The organism is Streptomyces sp. MAR4 CNX-425 (genome assembly GCF_048656465.1).
Classification (GTDB): Bacteria; Actinomycetota; Actinomycetes; order Streptomycetales; family Streptomycetaceae; genus Streptomyces.
In genome coordinates, this window is the sequence record NZ_JBMDLF010000008.1 from 1 (window position 1) to 19,897 (window position 19,897).

Annotated in this window: 12 protein-coding genes and 1 pseudogene; 6 read left to right on the forward strand and 7 right to left on the reverse strand. The window is 74.5% G+C overall.

What is annotated here, in order from left to right; genetic code table 11:
• Positions 1–418 precede the first annotated feature (418 nt).
• Complete coding sequence (locus ACHZ99_RS21940; protein ID WP_420306405.1) at positions 419–808, forward strand: hypothetical protein; 390 nt, start codon at positions 419–421, stop codon at positions 806–808.
• Positions 809–1,289: 481 nt separating this feature from the next.
• A pseudogene (locus ACHZ99_RS21945) lies at positions 1,290–3,598 on the forward strand (glycosyl hydrolase); the annotation flags it as partial.
• 144 nt (positions 3,599–3,742) lie between these two features.
• Here the strand turns inward: ACHZ99_RS21945 and ACHZ99_RS21950 are convergent.
• Positions 3,743–4,531: an SDR family NAD(P)-dependent oxidoreductase gene (locus ACHZ99_RS21950; RefSeq protein WP_420306709.1), complete on the reverse strand. Its 789-nt coding sequence runs from the start codon at positions 4,529–4,531 to the stop codon at positions 3,743–3,745.
• Between the two features lie 121 nt (positions 4,532–4,652).
• Here ACHZ99_RS21950 and ACHZ99_RS21955 point away from each other — a divergent pair, with 121 nt between their 5' ends.
• Complete coding sequence (locus ACHZ99_RS21955; protein ID WP_420306406.1) at positions 4,653–5,285, forward strand: TetR/AcrR family transcriptional regulator; 633 nt, start codon at positions 4,653–4,655, stop codon at positions 5,283–5,285.
• A gap of 74 nt (positions 5,286–5,359) precedes the next feature.
• On the opposite strand, the gene ACHZ99_RS21960 is transcribed toward ACHZ99_RS21955, so the two are convergent.
• From ACHZ99_RS21960 to ACHZ99_RS21985, 6 genes are all read right to left on the reverse strand, one after another.
• Positions 5,360–5,953, reverse strand: coding sequence for a YbhB/YbcL family Raf kinase inhibitor-like protein (locus ACHZ99_RS21960; protein WP_420306407.1), 594 nt, complete (start codon positions 5,951–5,953; stop codon positions 5,360–5,362).
• Positions 5,954–6,131: 178 nt separating this feature from the next.
• Complete coding sequence (locus tag ACHZ99_RS21965; RefSeq protein WP_420306408.1) at positions 6,132–7,334, reverse strand: NAD(P)/FAD-dependent oxidoreductase; 1,203 nt, start codon at positions 7,332–7,334, stop codon at positions 6,132–6,134.
• On the reverse strand, positions 7,331–8,707 hold the full coding sequence (locus tag ACHZ99_RS21970; protein ID WP_420306409.1) for an FAD-dependent oxidoreductase: 1,377 nt from the start codon (positions 8,705–8,707) through the stop codon (positions 7,331–7,333). Before ACHZ99_RS21970 ends, ACHZ99_RS21965 begins: the two co-directional genes overlap by 4 nt.
• A 182-nt stretch (positions 8,708–8,889) precedes the next feature.
• A complete protein-coding gene (locus ACHZ99_RS21975; RefSeq protein ID WP_420306410.1) occupies positions 8,890–11,073 on the reverse strand; it encodes a molybdopterin oxidoreductase family protein in 2,184 nt (727 codons plus the stop codon).
• Positions 11,074–11,205: 132 nt separating this feature from the next.
• Complete coding sequence (locus ACHZ99_RS21980) at positions 11,206–13,551, reverse strand: protein kinase domain-containing protein (protein WP_420306411.1); 2,346 nt, start codon at positions 13,549–13,551, stop codon at positions 11,206–11,208.
• 1 nt (position 13,552) lies between these two features.
• The gene (locus ACHZ99_RS21985; protein WP_420306412.1) at positions 13,553–16,051 is read right to left on the reverse strand and encodes a protein kinase domain-containing protein; all 2,499 of its coding nucleotides are present in this window, start codon (positions 16,049–16,051) and stop codon (positions 13,553–13,555) included.
• Positions 16,052–16,293: 242 nt separating this feature from the next.
• Between ACHZ99_RS21985 and ACHZ99_RS21990 the strand changes: the two genes are divergently transcribed.
• The 3 genes from ACHZ99_RS21990 to ACHZ99_RS22000 all read left to right on the forward strand — a co-directional run bounded on the left by ACHZ99_RS21990 (position 16,294) and on the right by ACHZ99_RS22000 (position 19,897).
• A complete protein-coding gene (locus tag ACHZ99_RS21990; RefSeq protein WP_420306413.1) occupies positions 16,294–17,943 on the forward strand; it encodes an alkaline phosphatase D family protein in 1,650 nt (549 codons plus the stop codon).
• A gap of 122 nt (positions 17,944–18,065) precedes the next feature.
• Positions 18,066–18,911, forward strand: a complete 846-nt coding sequence (locus ACHZ99_RS21995) for an IclR family transcriptional regulator (RefSeq protein ID WP_420306414.1) — start codon at positions 18,066–18,068, stop codon at positions 18,909–18,911.
• A 251-nt stretch (positions 18,912–19,162) separates the two neighbouring features.
• Positions 19,163–19,897, forward strand: a complete 735-nt coding sequence (locus tag ACHZ99_RS22000; protein WP_420306415.1) for a maleate cis-trans isomerase family protein — start codon at positions 19,163–19,165, stop codon at positions 19,895–19,897.

A 19,897-nucleotide genomic window follows, 5' to 3' on the forward strand; every position in this document is an offset into this window, starting at 1 on the left:
ACGCAGATAGAGAGGGGTCGCGTAGCACACGTACTATGTGCTGGCGGGCGAGACGCCGGTCCTCGTCCACGACAGCAATGGGTGTCCGACGCACATGGTCGGAAAGGGAGACGATCCTCCCGTTCCCGAACTGGTTGACGACATCAACACGCACGTTATCCGGGGCATGTCCGGGCAGGGAGTCGACATCGTCGGTGCAGACGGTCAAGTGCTCACGGATTTCGACATCGTGACCAGGAACGCTGTGGTTCAGGTCAAAGACGGGCCCGGGTAAGGGAGCGCTGAAACAGACTTTGAGAACTCGCGATCAAGAGTCTTGAGCGGGCCGGCATCATGGTCACTCGCGATAAGAATGTCCTGCTGGATGTCCTGGCTCCGTAGTACAAGATCCGACACGCCCGTCACGACAGGAAGATCCATGAGGCCTACCATCGTTCTCCTCAGTCCCCCAGGGAGCCATCAGCGCATCGTAGACCGCCTGGAGCAAGCTGGCGCCTACAGTGAGGGTGAAACCTTTGATCTGCTGGATCGAGGAGAATGCAGCTTCGGCGTAGACGCGTCCGGGGATGTTCTCGATGAATTCGATCAGGAAGAAGTGGATGAGATTCGCCAGAAGATTGGCGAGTTTCAGGCGATCACGCTTGAATACTCGGGAATGTCTTGCATTCGGGATCTCCTGGGTGAAGTAATCCAGGGGCTATCGGGCTTGCTGGATACGAATTACGGCGAACTCATCGAATATGGAGAGGTTCTGGCACGGTTCCAGAGGGAACCTCTGTGGGATTGGAGATTCGCGGTGGGTGAATAACCTCCGCGAGCGGGTGCGGTAAAGGTTGACGACCTGCCCCCTCTTCCTGTAGCCCGTGACCTTGCTTTCACTCGCGAATCGCTACTTGGTGGGTGGTGCCCAGTGGGACCGCCTGACGGCAGTAGTTGACGGCAACGTCACTGGACGAGGACGGAAGCAGACCGAGCGGCTGCGCGGCAGCGTTGCAAGTGCCCGGTGGCGGGAGGCCGTCACGGTGGGGTCTGTGGGGCCCCGGAGGGGAGGCCCCTCCGGGGCACCCGGCCACCGCGCAGTCAGCCCGGCGCCCCACCTTCCCCACCGGCCGTGACCGACTGCTTGTGTGTCGGGGCGCGTTCAGGAACTGAATGCGGGGGGAGGGTTTCAAGGCGTGTTCCGACGAGAGGTGTTGACAGCGGTTTCGGGCGGCTCTAGGTTCTGCGTCGCCCCTCTGAGAGCGCTCTCACCCTCCTCTGTCCCCCACTCATTGCGAGGTACGCAGCTCGTGGGACCACAGCCGAAGCGCAGACGCACCCTCCTGATCCTCACCGCCGCCGCCACCGTCGCCGCCGGTGTGGCCCTGCCCGCCGGGAGCGCCGGCGCCGCCGAGATACCGGTGGGCAGCGGGAGCTACTCCGACACCCGCCCGCCCGGTGCCTCCGGGCCCGTCGACAACGCCGGGCAGCCCGTGACGCCCAAGGTCACCGACCGGGTCGCCGACCGGCCCGTGCCGACGAACGACTGGTGGTCGTCGCTCGCGTTCCAGCGGGCCGCCGACAACCCGTACTCGCTGCCCATGTTCGGCCACCCCCTCAGCTACCAGGCCGTCGCCGGCGGGCTGGAGATCGGCTACGCCACCGAGCACGTCGTCGTCGGCGGCGGCGTGCAGTACGAGTTCCCGCACAAGGCCGACCTCACCCTCGGCGTCACCGGCCTCAACGCGCCCGACGCCCGCGCCGACGGCTGGTCCGACTGGACCGTCAGCCCCTACTGGGACGGCGGCGCCCAGACCTTCCGCGCGACCATCGGGCACGGCAGCCCGTACGTCTACGCCGAGGCCACCGGCGGCGCCGCGCAGGTCACCGCCGCCGCCGCGCCCGAGGTCTTCGCCGACGACGGCAACGCCCTCGGCATCACCGTCGGCGGCAACCACTACGCGCTCTTCGCCCCCACCGGCGGCGACTGGACCGTCTCCGGCAGCACCCTCACCGCCGACCTCGCCGGCAAGGACTACTACTCCGTCGCCGTCCTCCCCGACGCCGGCGCCGACACCTTCGCGACCTTCGGCCGGTACGCCTTCAGCTTCGTCACCGGCTCCCGCGTCGACTGGGACTACGCCCCGGACGAGGGCCGCATGAACGCCACGTACACGCTGCGGACCGAGGCCCGCGAGGGCACCGAGACCGGCACCCTCCAGGCGCTCTACCCGCACCAGTGGAAGCACACCGCCGACGAGCTGACCGCGCACGAGTACATCTCGCCGCGCGGCACCATGAAGCTCCGCGAGGGCGCCTCCTTCACCACCTCCCAGGCCGTCACCGGCGTGCTGCCCGCGCTGCCGCAGTCGGACGGCGTCGACCGGGGGCAGCTCACCGCCTTCGTCGACGAGGTCGCCGACAGCGCCACCGTGGGTGCCGCCGACACGTACTGGACGGGCAAGGCCCTCGGCCGGCTCGCCCAGGTCGTGCCGCTCGCCGACCAGGTGGGCGCGACGGCGGCGCGGGACAAGATCCTTGGCGCGATGAAGTCGCGGCTGGAGGAGTGGTTCACGGCCGGCGGCGAGACGGAGTTCTCGTACGACGCGGTCTGGAAGACCCTCACCGGCTACCCGGCCTCGTACGGCAGCGACACCGAGCTGAACGACCACCACTTCCACTACGGCTACTACGTGATGGCCGCCGCGGTCGTCACGCAGTACGACCCGGCCTGGGCCGCGGACTCCGCCTGGGGCGGCATGGTGCGCGAGCTGATCGCCGACGCCGCCAACTCCTCGCGCGACGGCGACCGCTACCCGTTCCTGCGCGGCTTCGACGTCTACGCCGGCCACAGCTGGGCCGCCGGCCACGCCGGCTTCGCCGCGGGCAACAACCAGGAGGCGTCGTCCGAGTCGGTCAACCTCAGCGCCGGGCTGATCCTCTTCGGCGCCGCCACGGGCGACACCGAACTCCGCGACCTCGGCGTCTACATGCTCACCACCGAGTCCGAGGCGGTACGCAACTACTGGTTCGACGCCGACGAGGACACCTTCCCGGCGGACTACGCGCACAACACCCTCGGCATGGTGTGGAGCGCCGGCGGCGCCCACGCAACCTGGTGGACCGGCAACCCGGAGGAGATCCACGGCATCAACGTCCTCCCCGTCACCGGCGCCTCCCTGCACCTCGCCCGCGACAAGGCCGCCATCGACCGCAACCTCGCCGAGATGGAGCGGGAGAACGGCGGCCCGGCGGTGGAGTGGCGCGAGCTGCTGTGGGAGTTCCGGGCCCTCAGCGACCCGGCCGCGGCGCGGGACGCGTACGCGGCGGGCGGCGGCGGCACGTACGCACCGGAGGCCGGCGAGTCGTGGGCGCACGTCTACCACTGGATCCACACCCTCGCCGCGACCGGCCCGCCGGACACCACGGTGACGGCCGACAGCCCGACGGCGGCGGTCTTCGCCACCGGCGGCACGAAGACGTACGCCGCACACAACTACGGCGACAGCGAGCAGACCGTGACCTTCTCCGACGGCAAGACCCTCACGGTTCCCGCCCGCTCCTCCGCCACCGAAACGGGCTGACCGGCGCCGCAGCCCCGCCCCCGTGCCCCGCGCCGCCCGCTCACCCCGACCCCGCCGGGCGGCGCGGGGTGCCAGTCCCGTTTCCCTCCGGCTCCCGCGAAGGCCGACGGCGGCTCGGAGGCCGCCCGCGGCAGCGCGGGCCCAGCCCGGTGCTGCGCGCCCCGTACCGCACCGCCGGCTCAGGCTGCGATGCCGGTTTCGGGCGGGAGCGCGGGGCCGAGCAGCAGGCCCCCGTCCAGGACGAACTCCGAGCCCGTGGCGAAGGACGCGTCCTGGGAGGTGAGGAAGAGCAACAGGCGGGTGACGTCCGAGGGTTCGGCGAGGCGGGGGATGGCGAAGGGTTCGGGCGAGTAGAAGTCGGCGATGGGGGGCTGGCCCGCGACGGTGGGTTCGTTGATCAGCGGTGTGGAGACGACGCCGGGGTGGATGGAGTTGACCCGGATGTTGTCGCGCCCCAGCTCCAGGGCGGCCGTCCTGGTCAGCCCGCGCACGGCCCACTTGCTGGCGGTGTACGGGGCGTAGAAGGCCGTGCCGCCGTGGGCCACGGTCGAGGCGATGTTGACGATGGTTCCGCCGCCGCCCCTGCGCATCGACGGAGCCACGGCCCTGATGCCGAGGAACTGGCCGGTGACGTTGACGCCGAAGGTGTGCTCCCAGGTGCGGAGGTCGGTGTGCTCGATGGGGGCCGCCGGGTTCTGGACGCCCGCGTTGTTGACCAGGATGGTGACCGGCCCGAAGCGGTCTTCGACTGCTCGCACCGCCGCCGCCCAGTCGTCCTCGCCGGCCACGTCCAGGTGGACGGGCAGAGCCCGATCGCCGAGCTGAGCGGCGAGATCGCGGCCGGCGTCGTCGTCGAGGCCGGCGATGACGACGTTCGCCCCCTCGGCGTGGTAGCCCCGCACGTGACTGCTGCCCATGCCCCCGCTGCCGCCCGTGACGATGACGGTCTGGCCCTCGAAGCGTCCCATGGTGCCTCCTTTCAGGCTCGCACTAGTGGTGAGCCGAGTGACTCACCTCCTCTCTCAAGGTACGGCCGGGGTAGAGGTGAGTCAAGTGACTCACCTCGCAGTGAGGGGCATACTGGAGGGCATGACGGCACAGCCTTCGGAATACCACCGGCGCGTGGCGGCGCAGAAGCGGACGTCCATCATCGAGGCGGCGACGAAGCTGTTCCTCGACTCCGGCTACGACGGCACCTCGCTGGCCCGCATCGCCGAGGCGGCCGGAGTGTCTAGGGCGACCCTGTTCAAGCAGTTCACCACCAAGGCGGCCCTGTTCGAGGCGATCGTCACCGAGTACTGGACGGCCGGCGACGAGGAGGAGCCCCTCCCCGAGCCGGGGAACCTCCGCGCGGGGCTCGAAGCCATCGGACGCCGCTACTCGGCTCTTCTCACGCAGCCCGGCATGGCCGCCCTCTTCCGCATCGTCATCGCCGAGGTACCGCGCTTTCCCGAACTCGGCGAGACCCAGTTCAAGCTCGGCAAGATGCCCTACTTCGCATCGGTCCGCCGCTACCTGGCGGCGGAGAACGCCGCCGGTACGGCCCGGCTCGACGATGCGGAGACGGCGGCGACGCAGTTCCTTGGGATGATCTCCAACTACGTGTTCTGGCCGCGGATGCTGCTCGCGCACTGGGAGCCCGACGACGCCGCCATCACCAACGCGGTCGACGAAGCGGTGCTGACCATGCTCGCCCGATACGGCGCACCCGCTTCTCCGTGAAGGGAATCGCATTCGGAGACACGGTGCGAATCAGGGCCGGCCACGATTTTGCGGCGCGGCGTTGGCGGCGGGTGCTATGACTCGCCGGTGATGCCGGCGGAGGCGATTGTCGCCGCGTCGATCTCCCTGGCCGCGGTCCGGGTCGACGAGCCGGAGTTCAGGCTGGTCAGTGATTCCGTGTTGAGCGCGTGGACGACGAACTCGTAGGTGTTCACCGTCCAGGGCGAGCACGGTCCCTGGTAGCCGTAGAAGTTGGCGCTGCCCCGGTAGTAGACCTGCCTTGCTCCCGCCGGAATCGAGGGCCGGTAGGTGTGATCGACGTTCTGGGGGATCGAGGTCGTGGTCGCCGGGATGTCGTAGATGACCCAGTGGATGAGGTCGGCGTTGTCGAGATCGCGCATGACGATCGCGTAGCTCTTGGCGGCGGTTGGAGCGTCCGACCAGGTCAGGGGCGGGGACTCGTTCCTCTTGGCCGGGTCGTTTCCGCCGCCGCTGGTGCACTCGTGGACCTTGGGGATGGCGCCACCGTCGGCGAACGCGGTGCTGGACAGGGCGTACGCGTTCCGGGTTTCCGGCGGCGTCGGCGCGATCGGCGCAGCGGTGGCGGGGGAGAGACCGGCGGCCCCGGTGACGAGCAGGGCGCCTAACGCAATGCGTGTACTTCTCACTGGAGACTCCCGGGGATACCTAGGGTTGCTCAGCTGTCCGTGGGGCGGGAGTGATACTCGTGCGGTGGCACCAGCGTATGCATCGGGGATTCCGGCGTCATGTCACTTATCGATCCGATCGAGGTACTTTTCTCGCCGTCGCGAGCAGCGCTGATCTCGCAGAAACAACTGAGCGGCGTCAGGCCAGGAGTTGTTCGGCGGAGGAGGGGAGTTCACGGCCCATCAGGGCTTCGAGGCGGGGGTGGGCGCGGGGGTGGCCCAGGAGGATGGCGGCCCGGAGGGTGTGCGCGTCCGGGTCCAGGATGAGTTTGGCGTAGCGCGGGGTGGGGGCGGGGCTGGTGTAGGTGAGTTCTATCGCGCCGGGGGTGGTGGCGTGGGGGTTGCCCAGGCTGGCTACGTCGACGCCCGGGAGCTTCAGCACCGTTGACGGTTCCGCCGGCGGCCGGGGTGGTGCGGGTGCCGGGGTGCCGGTGAGGTGGGTGGCGACCCGGGTCGCCATGGCGTAGCCGGGGGCCACCGTGCCCGTGCGGCGGCCCTCGACCGCCGCGCAGTCGCCGATCGCCCAGATGTCCGGGTCCGGGGTGCGGCAGTCGGCGTCGACCAGGTAGCCGCCGCGCTCGCCGCGCGGCAGGCCCGCGGCCGCCGCCAGGTCGTCGCGGGGGCGGGTGCCCGCGGTGAAGACCACCAGCCGGGTCCTGATCCGGGTTTCGTCCGCCAGCGTGACACCGGCCACGGTGCCGTCCGGGCTCGCGTCGACGGAGCGGAGCGGCATGTCTTCGTGCAGGCGCAGGCCCGTGCGGCGCAGGCCGGCCGACAGGATCTCCGCCGCCGCGCGGTCCAGCTGCGCCGGCATCAGGTGCGGGGCCGCCTCCACCACGTGCGGGCGTACGCCCAGGTGGCGGTGGAGCGCCTCCGCGGTCTCCAGGCCCAGCAGGCCGCCGCCGACGACCACCGCTTCCGGGGCGGGCTTCGCCGCCGCGCGGATCGCGTTGACGTCTTCCAGGGTCCGGTAGACGTAGCACCCCCGCAGCTCCGCCCCCGGCAGCGGCGGCCGCGCCGGGACCGCGCCCGTCGCCAGCACCAGCGCGTCGTACGGCAGCCGTTCGCCCGCCGCCGTCACCACCTCGTGCGCGGCTCTGTCGATCGCCGCCGCTCTCGTGCGCGTACGCAGCTCCACCAGCGGATCGTCCTGCGCCGCCAGCGTCAGCTTCCCGGCCGGTACGCCCCGCAGCCTGTCCGCCAGCGCTATCCGGTTGTACGCCGCGTACGGCTCCTCGCCCAGCACCAGGATCCGCCAGCGGCCCGCCCGGTCGCGCGAGCGCAGCTCCGCCACCAGCCGGTGCGCCGTCATCCCGTACCCGATGACCAGCAGGCGCTTCACGGCGTGCCCTCCGCGAACTCCCGGCACAGGCCCCGGATCTCCTCCGCGCACGTCCCGCACCCCGTCGTCGCCCGCGTCGCCTCCGCCAGCGCGCCCGGGTCGTGCGCCCCCGCGCGCCAGGCCGTCGCGAGTGCCGCCTTCGTCACGTTGTTGCAGCGGCACACCACCGCCTCCGGCGGCAGGTCGGGCCCCCGCCCCGGCCGCGGCGCGGCGCGGCCCAGCAGCAGCGCGAGGCGGCTCTCCGGCAGCGGTGCGCCCGTGCCGTACAGCTGGGACAGCACGGCCAGCGCGTGCGGGAGGCCGACGACGACCGCCGACGACAGCCGCCCGGCGGCGTCCACCGCCAGCCGGGCGTAGCGGCCGCGGGCCGGGTCGCGGTACGTCACGACCTCGCCGCCGGCGTCCGCGTCGTCTCCCGCCCCGGCCCCGCCCAGCGCCCCCACCGTCAGCCCCGGCACCCGCAGCCGGAACACCGGCCGGTGCCGGGCGTCCAGCCCGTACGGCGCCGGCCTGCCCGCCAGCGACCTCGCCACCGCCTCCGCCTGCTCCCACCCGGCGGCCAGCGAACCCGCCGGCTCCGTGCAGTCGCCCACCGCGCGGATCGCCGGGTCGCTCGTCCGCCCCTCGGCGTCGACCAGCACCCCGGTCCGTACCGCCAGACCCGCCGCCTCCGCGAGCCGCGTGCGCGGGCGGACACCCGTGCAGCACAGCAGGGTGTCCCAGCCGAGCAGCCACTCGTCGTCGAGCACCAGCTTGCCGGGCAGCACCTCCGCGGCCACCCGCCCCAGCTCCAGCCCGATCCCCAGCCCCGCCAGCCGCCGGGTCAGCAGCGCGCCGGCCTCGGCGTCGAGGCGGTCGTCCAGCGGATACGGGCCGGGGTGCACCAGCGTGACGTTCCGGCCGCCGCGCCGCAGCGCCGCCGCCGTCTCCACGCCCAGCGGGCCGCCGCCGAGGACGACGACCTCGGCGCCGCGCACGCGGGCGGCGTCCGCCAGCGAACGCAGCCCGGTGACGCCGTCGAGCGGCCGGCCGGCGGCGTCGCGCAGCCCGGGCACGGGCGGCAGGTGCGGGCGGGCGCCGGTGGCCAGGACGAGGGTGTCGTACGGGATCCGGTCGTGTTCCGTCGTACGCACCTGGCGCCGGCGGCGGTCGACGCCGGCGGCGGAGACGCCGTGGCGGACGCCGACGCCGGGCAGGTCGGGGAGGCGGAGGTCGGCGGGGGTGAGGCTGCCGTCGAGGAGGGAGGGGAGGAGGACCCGGTGGTAGGAGGCGGGGCCCGGCTCGGCGTCGAGGAGGGTGACGGGCCCGGCGTGGCCGTGGTGGCGCAGGCGCTCGGCCACGCGGTGACCGACCGGACCGCCGCCGACGATCACGACGCGGGCTCCCGGACCCCGATCCGGGCCCGGGCTCCGGCCCGTCCCCGGCGCCTGCTCCGGGTCCGGGGCCGGGGCTGGCCCTCGGCCCGTCCCCGGGTCCGGCTCCCGTCCCCGGCCCGTCCCCGGGGTCACCGGCCCGTCGCCCCCTGCCTCCGCCCGCCGGCCGCGCCGCGCCCCCCTCAACCCGCCGCGCCCCGTACCGCTACCGCAGGCACCCCCGCCCGGGGCTCCTCCGCCCCCACCCGCTCCACACACACCGCGCTCACCTTGAACTCCGGCATCCGGCTCCGCGGGTCCAGCGCCGTCCCCGTCAGCAGGTTCGCCCGCCCGTGCCCCGGGAAGTGGAACGGCAGGAACACCGTGTCCGTCCGCAGCGTCGCCACCAGCCGCACCCGCGCCAGCACCGCCCCGCGCGCCGACCGCACCCGCGCCAGCTCGCCCTCCGCGAGCCCCGCCCGGGCCGCCGTGTCGGGGTGCATCTCCACCACCGCCTCCGGCGCGGCCCGTACCAGCTCCGGCACCCGGCGGGTCTGCGCGCCCGATTGGTAGTGGGCGAGCTGCCGCCCCGTCGTGGCCCACAGCGGGAAGCGGTCGTCGCGCGCGTCGGCGGGCTCGCGGTGGTCGACGTCCTGGAAGCGGGCCATGCCGTCCGGGTGGGCGAAGCGGTCGAGGAACAGCCGCGGGGTGCCGGGGTGCGGGGGGCCGTCGGCGGGGGTGGCGGGGCAGGGCCAGTGGAGCGCTTCGCCGGCGTCGAGGCGGTCGTAGCTGATGCCGCCGTAGTCCGCGGGGCCGCCGGCGGAGGCGCGGCGGAGTTCGTCGAAGACGCGGCGCGGGTCGTCGGGGAAGCGGTGGGCGGGTTCGCCGAGGCGGAGGGCGAGGGCGCGGAGGACGGCGAGGTCGGTGCGTACGCCCGGGGGCGGGGCCAGGGCGCGGCGGCGGCGCAGGACGCGGCCCTCCAGGTTGGTGAGGGTGCCCTCCTCCTCGGCCCACTGGGTGACGGGCAGGACGACGTCGGCCATCGCCGCGGTCTCGGACGGTACGAAGTCCGCGACGACCAGCAGGTCCAGCCCCGCCAGCCGCCGCTGGACGCGCCCGGCGTCCGGCGCGGAGACCACCGGGTTGGAGCCGAACACCAGCAGCGCGCGCGGCCCGCGGTCCGTGCCGAGGGCGCCGAGCAGCTCCGCGGCGCTCAGCCCCGGACCCGGCAGGCTGTCCGGCTCGACGCCCCAGACTCCGGCGACGTGGGCGCGGGCGGCGGGGTCGGTGAGGTGCCGGTAGCCGGGCAGCTGGTCGGCCTTCTGGCCGTGTTCGCGGCCGCCCTGGCCGTTGCCCTGGCCGGTCAGGCAGCCGTATCCGGAGCCGGGGCGGCCGGGCAGGCCCAGCGCGAGCGCGAAGTTGACGAACGCGGCGACCGTGTCCGTGCCCTTGCTGTGCTGTTCGGCGCCGCGGCCGGTGAGGACGTACGCGCGCCGGGCCTCGCGCAGCAGCCGTACCGCCTCCCGCTGCGCCGCCGCCGGGACCCCGGTGACCAGCTCCACGCGCTCCGGCCACCAGCCGGCGGCCCGCCGCCAGGCGGCGCGGAAGCCGACGGTACGGGTCCGGACGTACTCCTCGTCGTGCATGCCCTCGGCGACGGCGACGTGCAGCAGGCCGAGCGCGAGGGCCAGGTCGGTGCCGGGGGCGGGGGCGAGGTGGAGCGCGGCGCGCTCGGCGGTGGGGGTGCGGCGCGGGTCGATGACGACAAGGGCGCCGGCCTTGCCCAGGTGGCGCATGAGCGGGGGCATGGTCTCGGCGGGGTTGGCGCCGGCGAGGAGGACGGTGTCGGCCTCGGCGAGGTCGGTGACGGGGAACGGCAGCCCGCGGTCCAGGCCGAAGGCGGCGACGCCGGCCGCGGCGGCGGAGGACATGCAGAACCGGCCGTTGTAGTCGATCATCCGGGTGCCGAGGGCGACCCGGGCGAACTTGCCGAGCAGGTACGCCTTCTCGTTGGTCAGCCCGCCGCCGCCGAAGACGGCGACGGAGTCGGGGCCGTGCGCGGCGCGTATGGCCGCGAGCCGGGAGGCGACGGTGTCGAGGGCGGTGTCCCAGGCGGCGGGCGCGAGGCGGTCGGCGCGGTCGCGGACGAGGGGGGTGCGCAGCCGGTCGGGGGCGCGGAGGACGGCGGGGGCGGTCCAGCCCTTCTGGCACAGGCCGCCCCGGTTGACGGGGAAGCCGGCGTCGGGCTCGACGTGCGGGGGTGCGCCGGGCGCCGCGCCGGACCGCAGCAGGGTGCCGCACTGGAGGGCGCAGTACGGGCAGTGGGTGGCGACCGCGGGTTCTTCGGGGTCCGCTGACGACGGTGCGCGCGAGGAGCCAGTGCCCATCCGGATACCCCACTTCAGGCGTCACCGCTTCGGAGCCGTACCGGCATCATCGCCCGCCGGGGGCGGGGCGGGTATTGGCAGATTGCTGTCAGCCCCCGCCTCCCGGCGGTGAGGCCGGGCATTCCGGGCGCTTCATCCGGGGAGGTAGCCGGAGACCGCGGTGCCGTCGCCGTAGACCAGGTAGACGACCCCGCCGGAGACCAGGGTGGCGGTCAGCAGGGGCCCGGTGTCGGTCGTGTCCGTGTTGAACTCCACGTCGAACCGCCGTCGGCGCACGCGCCCGTCCGGGTCTCCCGGGGGAGTGGCGTGGACGGTGACGCCCTCGGCCGCCATGATCCGGTCGCCCGCCAGCAGCAGGACGTCGTTCTCCGCGGGGAGCGCGACGCCGGCGATGGCGGTGATGATCTTTCTGTCCCACAGGCGCTCGCCGGAGGCGAGGTCGTAGCGGGCGAGTCTGCGGCCGTCCTCGTCGAGCAGGACCGTCCCGTCGTCGCCGAGCACGGGCGAGGCGCGGAGGGGCACGTCGGGGGCGATTGTTCCGCGCTTCTCCAGCGTGTCGGCCGTCAGCACCGTCGCGCCGGTCTTCCCGGCGAGGTCGGGCGACTCCCAGCAGAGCATCCACGCGTCTCTGACCGCGAAGTCGCGGCACCGTGCCCGCCCGCAGCGGTCGCCGGAGCGGAGGCCGACGGCGCTGACCTCGGCGGCGTACCCGACCCGCGCACCGTGCCCCGGGGCCAGCGCGTGGCTGAGGTAGACCCGGCCGTCCACGGCCGCCACGCCGAAGACCCGGTCGTCCCGGAACGACCACAGCTCCTTCCGGCCGCCCGTGGTGCGGAGGGCGCGGATCGAGGTCCGGGCGTCCAGCGGCCCCTGCGCCACGGTCAGCACGCCGTCGAGGACCGCCAGCCCCAGCACCGGCTCGCCGTTGCCGCGTTCCGTCCACAGCCGCTCGCCCGCCGGCAGCCGTACGGCGGTGACCCCGTCGGCCCGGGGCAGGTAGGCCACGTCTCCTTCGATCGCGGGCGGCGGGTACACGCTGCCGATCTGCTCCCGGGCCGCTCCCGGCACGGTCCACAGCCGCGTGCCGTCGGACGCGTCGATGCCGACGGCACCTCCCCCACCGGTGGTGCAGACCAGGACGTGGCCGCCCATCGCGCACCCGTCGACGGGGGGCAGGGACGCGTTCCACGGGCTCCAGCCCGGCGGGCGGGCCGTCAGGCTCAGGGCCGCGTCGCCGAAGTCGCCCGTACGGACGGCGGCGCCGCCGTCGGTCACGACGGGAGGCCGGTCCGCCGCGGCACCGCCGGCCGGCGGGGACGTGCGGCCGCCGGACGCACCGGCGGCGGTCCCGCCGGTCCCGCTCCCGCCGCTCCCGCCGCTCCCGCCGGTCCCGCCGCCGCCCGGCAGCAGGGTGGCCAGCAGCACCACGGTGATCACGGCCGCCATGGCGGCGCCGACTGTGAGTGCCCACCGGGCGCCCGGCCGGGGCGGTTCGGGCGGGTCCGGGGCCGGGGCCGGCGGCGGCGCTCGGTGCGGCGGCGGTGGTACGGCGGGCGCCGCGGCGGCGATGTCGGCGGCGGCCCGCTCGTACGTGGCGATCAGCTCCCCGACCGGGCGCGGCCACGGGAAGCCGCCGCCCGGGACCGCGGTCGCGGGCTCCGCGCCGAGGACCGCGGCCAGCGTGCGCGCGTCCATCCGCTCGCGCGGGTCCCGGCGCAGGCACGCGGCGAGGGTCTCGCGCAGCGGGGCCGGCACCCGGCCGAGGTCCGCGTCCGCGCGGGCGGTGCGGAAGAGGACGGCCGCGGCCTCCTCGTCCTCGAACGGGCTCCGCCCGGTCGCCGCGTAGCACAGCACGGAGCCGAGACAGAAGACGTCGCCGGCGGGTCCGGGCACGCCGGTGCCGGTGACCTGCTCCGGGGACATGAAGCCGGGGGTGCCGACGACCAGTCCGGTGGCGGTCAGGGCGGTGGCGTCGAAGGCGCGGGCGATGCCGAAGTCGATGACCCGGGGCCCGCCGCGGGCGAGCAGCACGTTGCCGGGCTTGAAGTCCCGGTGCAGCACCCGGGCGGCGTGGATGTCCTCCAGCGCCGCGGCCAGTTCGGCGCCGAGCACCCGCACCGTGTCGTACGGGAGCGGCCCGCAGCGCCGCACCGCGTCCGCCAGCGCGGGGCCCGGCACGTACTCCGTGGCCAGCCAGGGCCGGGCGGCCCGGACCTCGGCGTCGAGCACGGCGGCCGTACGGGGGCCGGTCACCGCCCGCGCGGCCTCGGTCTCGCGCCGGAAGCGGATCCGGAACTCCTCGGCGGCGGCGACGTCCTGACGGATCGTCTTGACCGCGGCCAGCTCCGGCGCCCCCGGGCCGACCGGGGCGGGGCGGCGCGCCAGGTACACCTCCCCCATGCCGCCGGCGCCGAGCCGCGCCAGCAGCTGGTAGGGCCCGATGTGCCCGTCGTGGCCGGGCGGCAGCCGCTCGAACACGTCATCTCTCCGCGGGTCCGGCCCCGTCCGGCAGCGGCATCGAGACGATCTTCCCGCGGTCGTAGACGAGGTGGACCACGCCGCCCAGCGGCAGCACCCAGGGGTGGCGGGGGATGTCCGCGACGGGAACGTCGTCGAGCGGGTGCCGCTCCGGCTCGGTCCTGCGGCCCGGGGCGCCGTCGACCTCGACGCGCAGCGGCTCCGTACCGGGGTCGTCGAGCGGCAGCACGTAGAGCCGGGAGTGGTCGGCGAAGAGGACGCGATCGTCGGCGATCAGCGGGGGTGCCACGAACAGATGCCGCCCGAACGCGTCCTTGCCGAACGGGAACCGCCGCAGGACCCGGCCGCTGTCGCGGTCCATCACGAGGATGTCGCCGCCGAAGAAGTCGCTCGCGAGCAGCTTCGACGTCCCGATCGAGCCGATCAGCGTGTTCGTGTCGATCCCGTCGACCCGGACCGATCCCTCGCGCCGCAGTGTGCGCGCGTCGTGCCGGAACAGCGTCCAGGAGTAGCGCTCGCCCTTCGGGAGGAGTCCGGCGCAGTACGCGTGGTCTCCCCGCACCCGCACCACGTCGCAGGACTGCTCGTACGGCGGGGACTCGGCCAGGATGTCGCCGGAGGCCGGGTCGTAGGCGACGAGTCCCAGGTCGGTACGGGCGTAGAGGCGGTCGTGCGCGTACGTCGTCGCCGCGAACGTCTTGACCCGGCGCGCCGCCATCGGGAGGTCCGCGTTGGTGAGGTTGCGGCGCCACAGCTCCCGGCCGCTGCCGAGGTCGTAGGCGAAGACCTTCTCGCCGGCGGTGGCGAACACCCGGCCGCCGGCCACCACGGGGCGGCCGAAGCTGCCCCCCTGGTAGCCCCCGGTCGCGTCTTCGTGCCGCTTCTGCCACCGGAGCCGCCCCGTGGCGGCCTCCCGCACTTGCAGGCGCCCGGAGGTGCCGAAGACGGCGACGCCGTCGCGGACGGTGGGGAAGCCGCCGGCTCCCGGGACGTAGAGATCGCCCGCGGCCCCGCCGTAGGAGGCTTCCCGCGGATGGGGCGGCTCGGGGGGCGCGGCGCCCGTACGCCACAGCGGGCGGCCGTCCGCCGCGCTCACGCCCTCGTACGCTCCGTCGACCAGCTGGCACACGAGGACGACGGGGTCGGCCGCGCAGCCCATCGGGGGCCCGGAGAGCGTGCCCTGCCACGGCCGCCAGCCCTCGGGGCGCTGCCCGGGGTCCTGCGGGATGACCCCGGAGCCGTCCAGGCCGCCCAGCGCGTCGACGCCGTCGACCAGGGGCGTCGTGCCGGCCCCGGCCCCGTCCCCGTCCCCGTTTCCGTTTCCGGCCCCGTCCCCGGGCGGCGGGGCGGGCCCGGCGCCGGATCCGCCGTCGGGGGTGTCCGGGGAGAACGGCTCCAGCACGACGACCGTCCCCGCGATCAGCGCGGCCACCGCCAGCCCCGCGGCGCCGGCCAGAACGGCCCGCCGCCGAGCGCCTGCCCGCCGACCGCCCGCCGTCCCCGCTCCCGGCGCTGCCGGGGGCTCGGCGGGCAGGGCCGGCAGCCGGTGCAGTGAGCCGCCGGGGACCCGGCGCAGCCGCTCGGCGGCCTCCTCGTGCTCGGCGATCCGGGCGCGTACGGCCGGCGGCCAGTCCGCAGCGCCGGTGCCGCCGGTGCCGCCGGGGCCGCCAGGGGCGGCGGGGTCGTCCCGGTCGTCGAGGTCCGTGGCGAGGTCCGCCGCGGTGGGGCGCCGACCGGGGTCCTTGTGCAGGCACCGCGCCAGCAACTCCCGTAACTCCGCGGGCACCCGCTCCAGGTCGGGTTCCTCCTCGGCGATGCGGTAGAGCACCGCGGCCGGCTGGCCGTCCCCGAACGGGCCGTGCCCGGTGGCCGCGTAGCACAGCACGGCGCCGAGGCAGAAGACGTCCGAGGCCGCGGTGACCGACCTGCTGCCCGCGAGGTGCTCGGGGGACATGAAGCCGGGGGTGCCGACGAGGGAGCCGGTCGTCGTCAGCGTGGTCACGCCCCGGGCGCGGGCGATGCCGAAGTCGATCACCCGCACGCCGGCGGCGGAGAGCAGCACGTTGGCGGGCTTGAGGTCGCGGTGCTGGATGTGCGCCGCGTGGATCGCCTCCAGCGCCGCGGCGAGCCCGGCGCCCACCGCCCGTACGGTCCGCGCGGGCAGCGGGCCGCTGCGCCGCACCGCCTCGCCGAGGCTGGGGCCCGGCACGTACTCGGTGGCCAGCCAGGGGGGTTCGCCGTCCGCGGCGCCGCCGAGCAGCCCGGCCACGTGCGCGCCGCCGACCCGTCCCGCCAGCTCGATCTCGCGGTGGAACCTGCGCCGGAAGGCCGCGTCCCCGGCCAGCTCGGGGCGTACGGTCTTGACGGCGGCCAGCCGGCCCGGTTGCCCCGGGGGCTCCCGGCCCACGTAGACCTCGCCCATGCCGCCGGCGCCGAGGCGCGCGAGCAGCTCGTACGGGCCGATCCGGCGCGGCGCGTTCGCCTCCAGCGGTTCGAGCAAGTCCCACTCCTCCGCACGGGACCGGACCGACGCCGTCAAGTCTGGCACGGGGGCGGTCTCCTGTCCCCCTGCGTGCGCGCACGGTCACGCGGCGCTTGGGCATCCGGCGGCGCGCGCGGCGGGACGCCCATCCTTCAGGCCGCGCCCGTCTCGGCGTCGCCGCCGCTTCCCCGCGCCTTCTTCTCCAGCCGTCATGGTCATGCAAGTTCTCAGGCAACTTCCCACACAAGAAGGAAGAATCCGTGAGTTCTCGCTCAAATCCGGACCGGCGCAGCGTACTCGGCACCGGCGGCGGCCTTGCGCTCGGCGCCGCCGCCGGGGCCCCGGCCCTGCTCGCCCCCTCCACCGCCACCGCCGCCGAACGCAGCGGCACCGCCGACCGGCTGCCCGCCGGGCTGTTCACCCTCGGCGTCGCCTCCGGCGACCCGCTGCCCGACGGGGTCGTCCTCTGGACCCGGCTCGCGCCCGACCCGCTCGCCGGCGGCGGCATGCCGGGGCGGCCGGTGCCCGTGCAGTGGCAGGTGTCCGACACCCCTTCCTTCACGCGGATACGGCGGCGGGGCGCCGCCCTCGCGCGGCCCGAGCACGGGCACTCCGTCCACGTCGAGGTGCACGGGCTGCGGCCCGACCGCGAGTACTGGTACCGCTTCCGCGCCGGCCGCGAGACGTCCCCGGCCGGCCGCACCCGTACCGCCCCCGCCGCCCACGCCCACCCCCGCAACCTGCGCTTCCTCTTCGCCAGCTGCCAGAACTGGCAGGACGGCTACTTCACCGCCTGGCACCACGCGGCGCAGGAGGACGTCGACTTCGTCGCCTTCCTCGGCGACTACATCTACGAGTCCGTCCCCCGCGACACGACCGTCCGCCGCCACGAGGGCACCGGCGAGCCGTACAGCCTCACCGAGTACCGCAACCGCCACGCCCAGTACCGCGGCGACGTCCACCTCCAGGCCGCGCACGCCCACGCCCCCTGGATCGTCACCCTCGACGACCACGAGATCGACAACAACTGGGCCGACGAGATCCCCCAGGACCCCGGCAAGCAGACCCCCGAGGCGTTCCGCGCCCGCCGTGTGGCCGCGCTCCAGGCGTACTGGGAGCACATGCCGCTGCGCCGCACCTCCATGCCCGACGGGCTGGACATGCAGTTGTACCGGTCGGTGCGCTACGGCGACCTCGCCACCGTGCACGTCCTGGACACCCGGCAGTACCGCAGCGACCAGATCACCAGCATCGAGGAGTCCGAGGACCCGGCCCGCTCCATCACCGGCGCCGAGCAGGAGCGCTGGCTCGTCCGCGGCATGGAGCGCTCCGGCGCCCGCTGGAACCTGCTGGCCAACCAGCTCATGTGGGCCCAGAACGACCGCACGGCGGGCCCCGAGCAGGTCTTCGACTTCGACAACTGGGACGGCTACCGCGCCCAGCGCCGCCGCCTGCTGGAGTTCTTCGGCTCCGGCCGTACGGAGAACCCGGTGGTCCTCACCGGCGACCGCCACTGCACCTGGGTCTGCGACCTCAAGCCCGACTTCGACGACCCGGCCAGCCCGGTCGTCGGCGCGGAGCTGACCGGCTCGTCGATCTCCTCGGGCGGGGACAGCGACCCGGCGGCCTTCCACGCGCGCTACGACCCGATCATGGCGGAGAGCCCGCACTGGAAGTACATCGACAACCGCCGCGCGTACGTGCTCTGCGACGTGACCCGGGAGCGGATGACCGCCTCCCTGCGCACCGTCGACACGGTCTGGCGCCCCGAGGGCACCAGGGCGACGACGTCGGCGGAGTTCGTCGTGGAGGCGGGCCGCCCGGGCGTCACCGTGGCGAGCACCCCGGAGGCCGCCCGGCCGATGCGGCTGGCGGAGCGCCGGTACGACGTGGACGACGACCAGGTCTGAGCCGGGGCCCGGCGCCGGCTCCCGGGCCGGCGCCGGCCGCGGCCGTGAAGTGACTGCTCATGGGGCCCTGTGTGATACTCCTGGCGGATCAGGGAGCGGCTGCGAGGAGAGGACCGGGCTCGATGGCGACCGGAGAGGCGTCGGAGCCGGCGGCCCCGGCCGGGCGGGGCGGCGCGGCCGCCGCGGCCGGTACGGGCGGGGGTGCGCAGGGCGCCGCGGGGCCCGGGACCGTGCAGATCGTGGACCACGCCCTGATGGTGCTCAAGGCCATCGCCGAAGCCGACCGCCCGCGGGGCGTACGTGAGCTGAGCCGCGACCTCGCGATCAGCAAGAGCTCCACGCAGCGCATCCTCGCCTCCCTGGAGCGGGTGGGTCTGGCCGTCGCGGACGAGGCCACCCGCAAGTACGTCGTCGGGCCCGCGGCGCTCACGCTCGCCTGGAAGCACGCGGACAACAGCGACCTGGTCAGCGCCGCCACCGGCACGACCGCGCGGATCGCGGCGGTGACCGGCGAGACCGCCTGCATCTCCACCGTCGTCGACGGCCGCCGCGTGACCGTGCACGAGGCGGAGAGCTCGCAGCCGCTGCGGCTGATCACCGGCGTGGGCCGGCCCTACTCGCTGTTCTCCGGGGCCACCGGCCGGGTCCTGCTGGGCCTGCTGCCCGAGGACGAACTGCGCCCGCTGGTAGCGGAGCACGTGGCCGGCGGCCCGGACGAGACGGCCGCGGACCGGATTCTGGGACAGGTGGCCGAGGTCCGCGCGGACGGCTTCGCGCTGAGCCGCAGCGAGTGGATCGCCGGCGGCTGCGGCGTGGCGGTGCCCATCGGCAGGCAGGGCAGCCTGGTCGCCGCCCTCAGCATCTACGGGCCGGAGGCCCGGCTCACTGACGAGCGCATGGCGGAGCTCGTACCGGTGCTGCAGAAGGCGGCGACGGAGATCGCGCTCCGCTGGCGGCAGCCGGCATAGTCCGCCCGGTCCGCCCGGTCCGCCCGGTCCGCCCGGTCCGCGCAGTCCTCGTGGTCCGCAGGGTCCGCGCGGCCCGCTCCACGTCCCTCACCACCCGCGTTTTCCGGCCGGTCCGGCGCCGCTCAGGCGCCTGACCGGCCGCCTCGTTTCCGGATCCGTCCGGGCTCACCCCATTGACCTGCCCAAAAGCCGTGGGTACGGTGTCCCAATCAGTCTTGGTACAGTGTCCCAGAACTTGAGGTGAGCGTCTGATGTTGCTCGGCTGGCGTGCGCGAATCGGGCAGATCCGCCCCGCGACGGCGATCGAAGGAGCGGAGGAGTGGCGCGAAGTAGCGCCTACGGGCGTGGCGTTCGCCGACGCCCGGACCATCGTCCCGCGCGTCGACGCCGCCGGGCTGCGGGAGATGATGGGCCAGGTCGTCGAGGCGTCGCGGCAGCTGGCCACCGCCAAGGTGGACCTGATCGTGCAGTGCGGCGCCCCCGGCACCTTCATCCCGGGCCCGGGCACCGACGAGAAGGTCACCGGCGAGATCACCGCCGCCACCGGCGTCCCGGCGATCACCATGCAGCAGGCCACCAACGACGCCCTCCGCGCCCTCGGTGCCACGAAGGTCGCCGTCGGCACCATCTACACCGACGAGGTCAACGAGGCCCTGCGCACGTACCTCACCGCCCTCGGCTTCGAGGTCGCGGCGATGGAGGGGCTCCAGCTCACCGACCCGTACGAGGCCAGCGTGCACGACGCCGACAGCGCCTACCGGCTCGGCCGCCGGCTGCACCGGGCGGCGCCCGACGCGGACGCCCTCCTCATCTCCTGCGGCACGTTCCGGACGTTCGAGGTGCTGCCGTACCTCGAACTCGACACCGGGCTGCCGGTCGTGACGAGCAACCAGGCGTCCCTGTGGCGGGCCCTGCGCCACCTGGGGCTGCGGGACGACCTGCCCGCCCTCGGCCGGCTCGGCGGAATCCCGGGCCTGCCCGGCTGA

Coding starts and splice junctions, on each gene's coding strand:
- ACHZ99_RS21940 (WP_420306405.1), top strand. CDS start 419: ATGAGGCCTACCATCGTTCTCCTCAGTCCCCCAGGGAGCCATCAGCGC.
- ACHZ99_RS21955 (WP_420306406.1), top strand. CDS start 4,653: ATGACGGCACAGCCTTCGGAATACCACCGGCGCGTGGCGGCGCAGAAG.
- ACHZ99_RS21950 (WP_420306709.1), bottom strand. CDS start 4,531: ATGGGACGCTTCGAGGGCCAGACCGTCATCGTCACGGGCGGCAGCGGG.
- ACHZ99_RS22000 (WP_420306415.1), top strand. CDS start 19,163: ATGTTGCTCGGCTGGCGTGCGCGAATCGGGCAGATCCGCCCCGCGACG.
- ACHZ99_RS21995 (WP_420306414.1), top strand. CDS start 18,066: ATGGCGACCGGAGAGGCGTCGGAGCCGGCGGCCCCGGCCGGGCGGGGC.
- ACHZ99_RS21975 (WP_420306410.1), bottom strand. CDS start 11,073: ATGGGCACTGGCTCCTCGCGCGCACCGTCGTCAGCGGACCCCGAAGAA.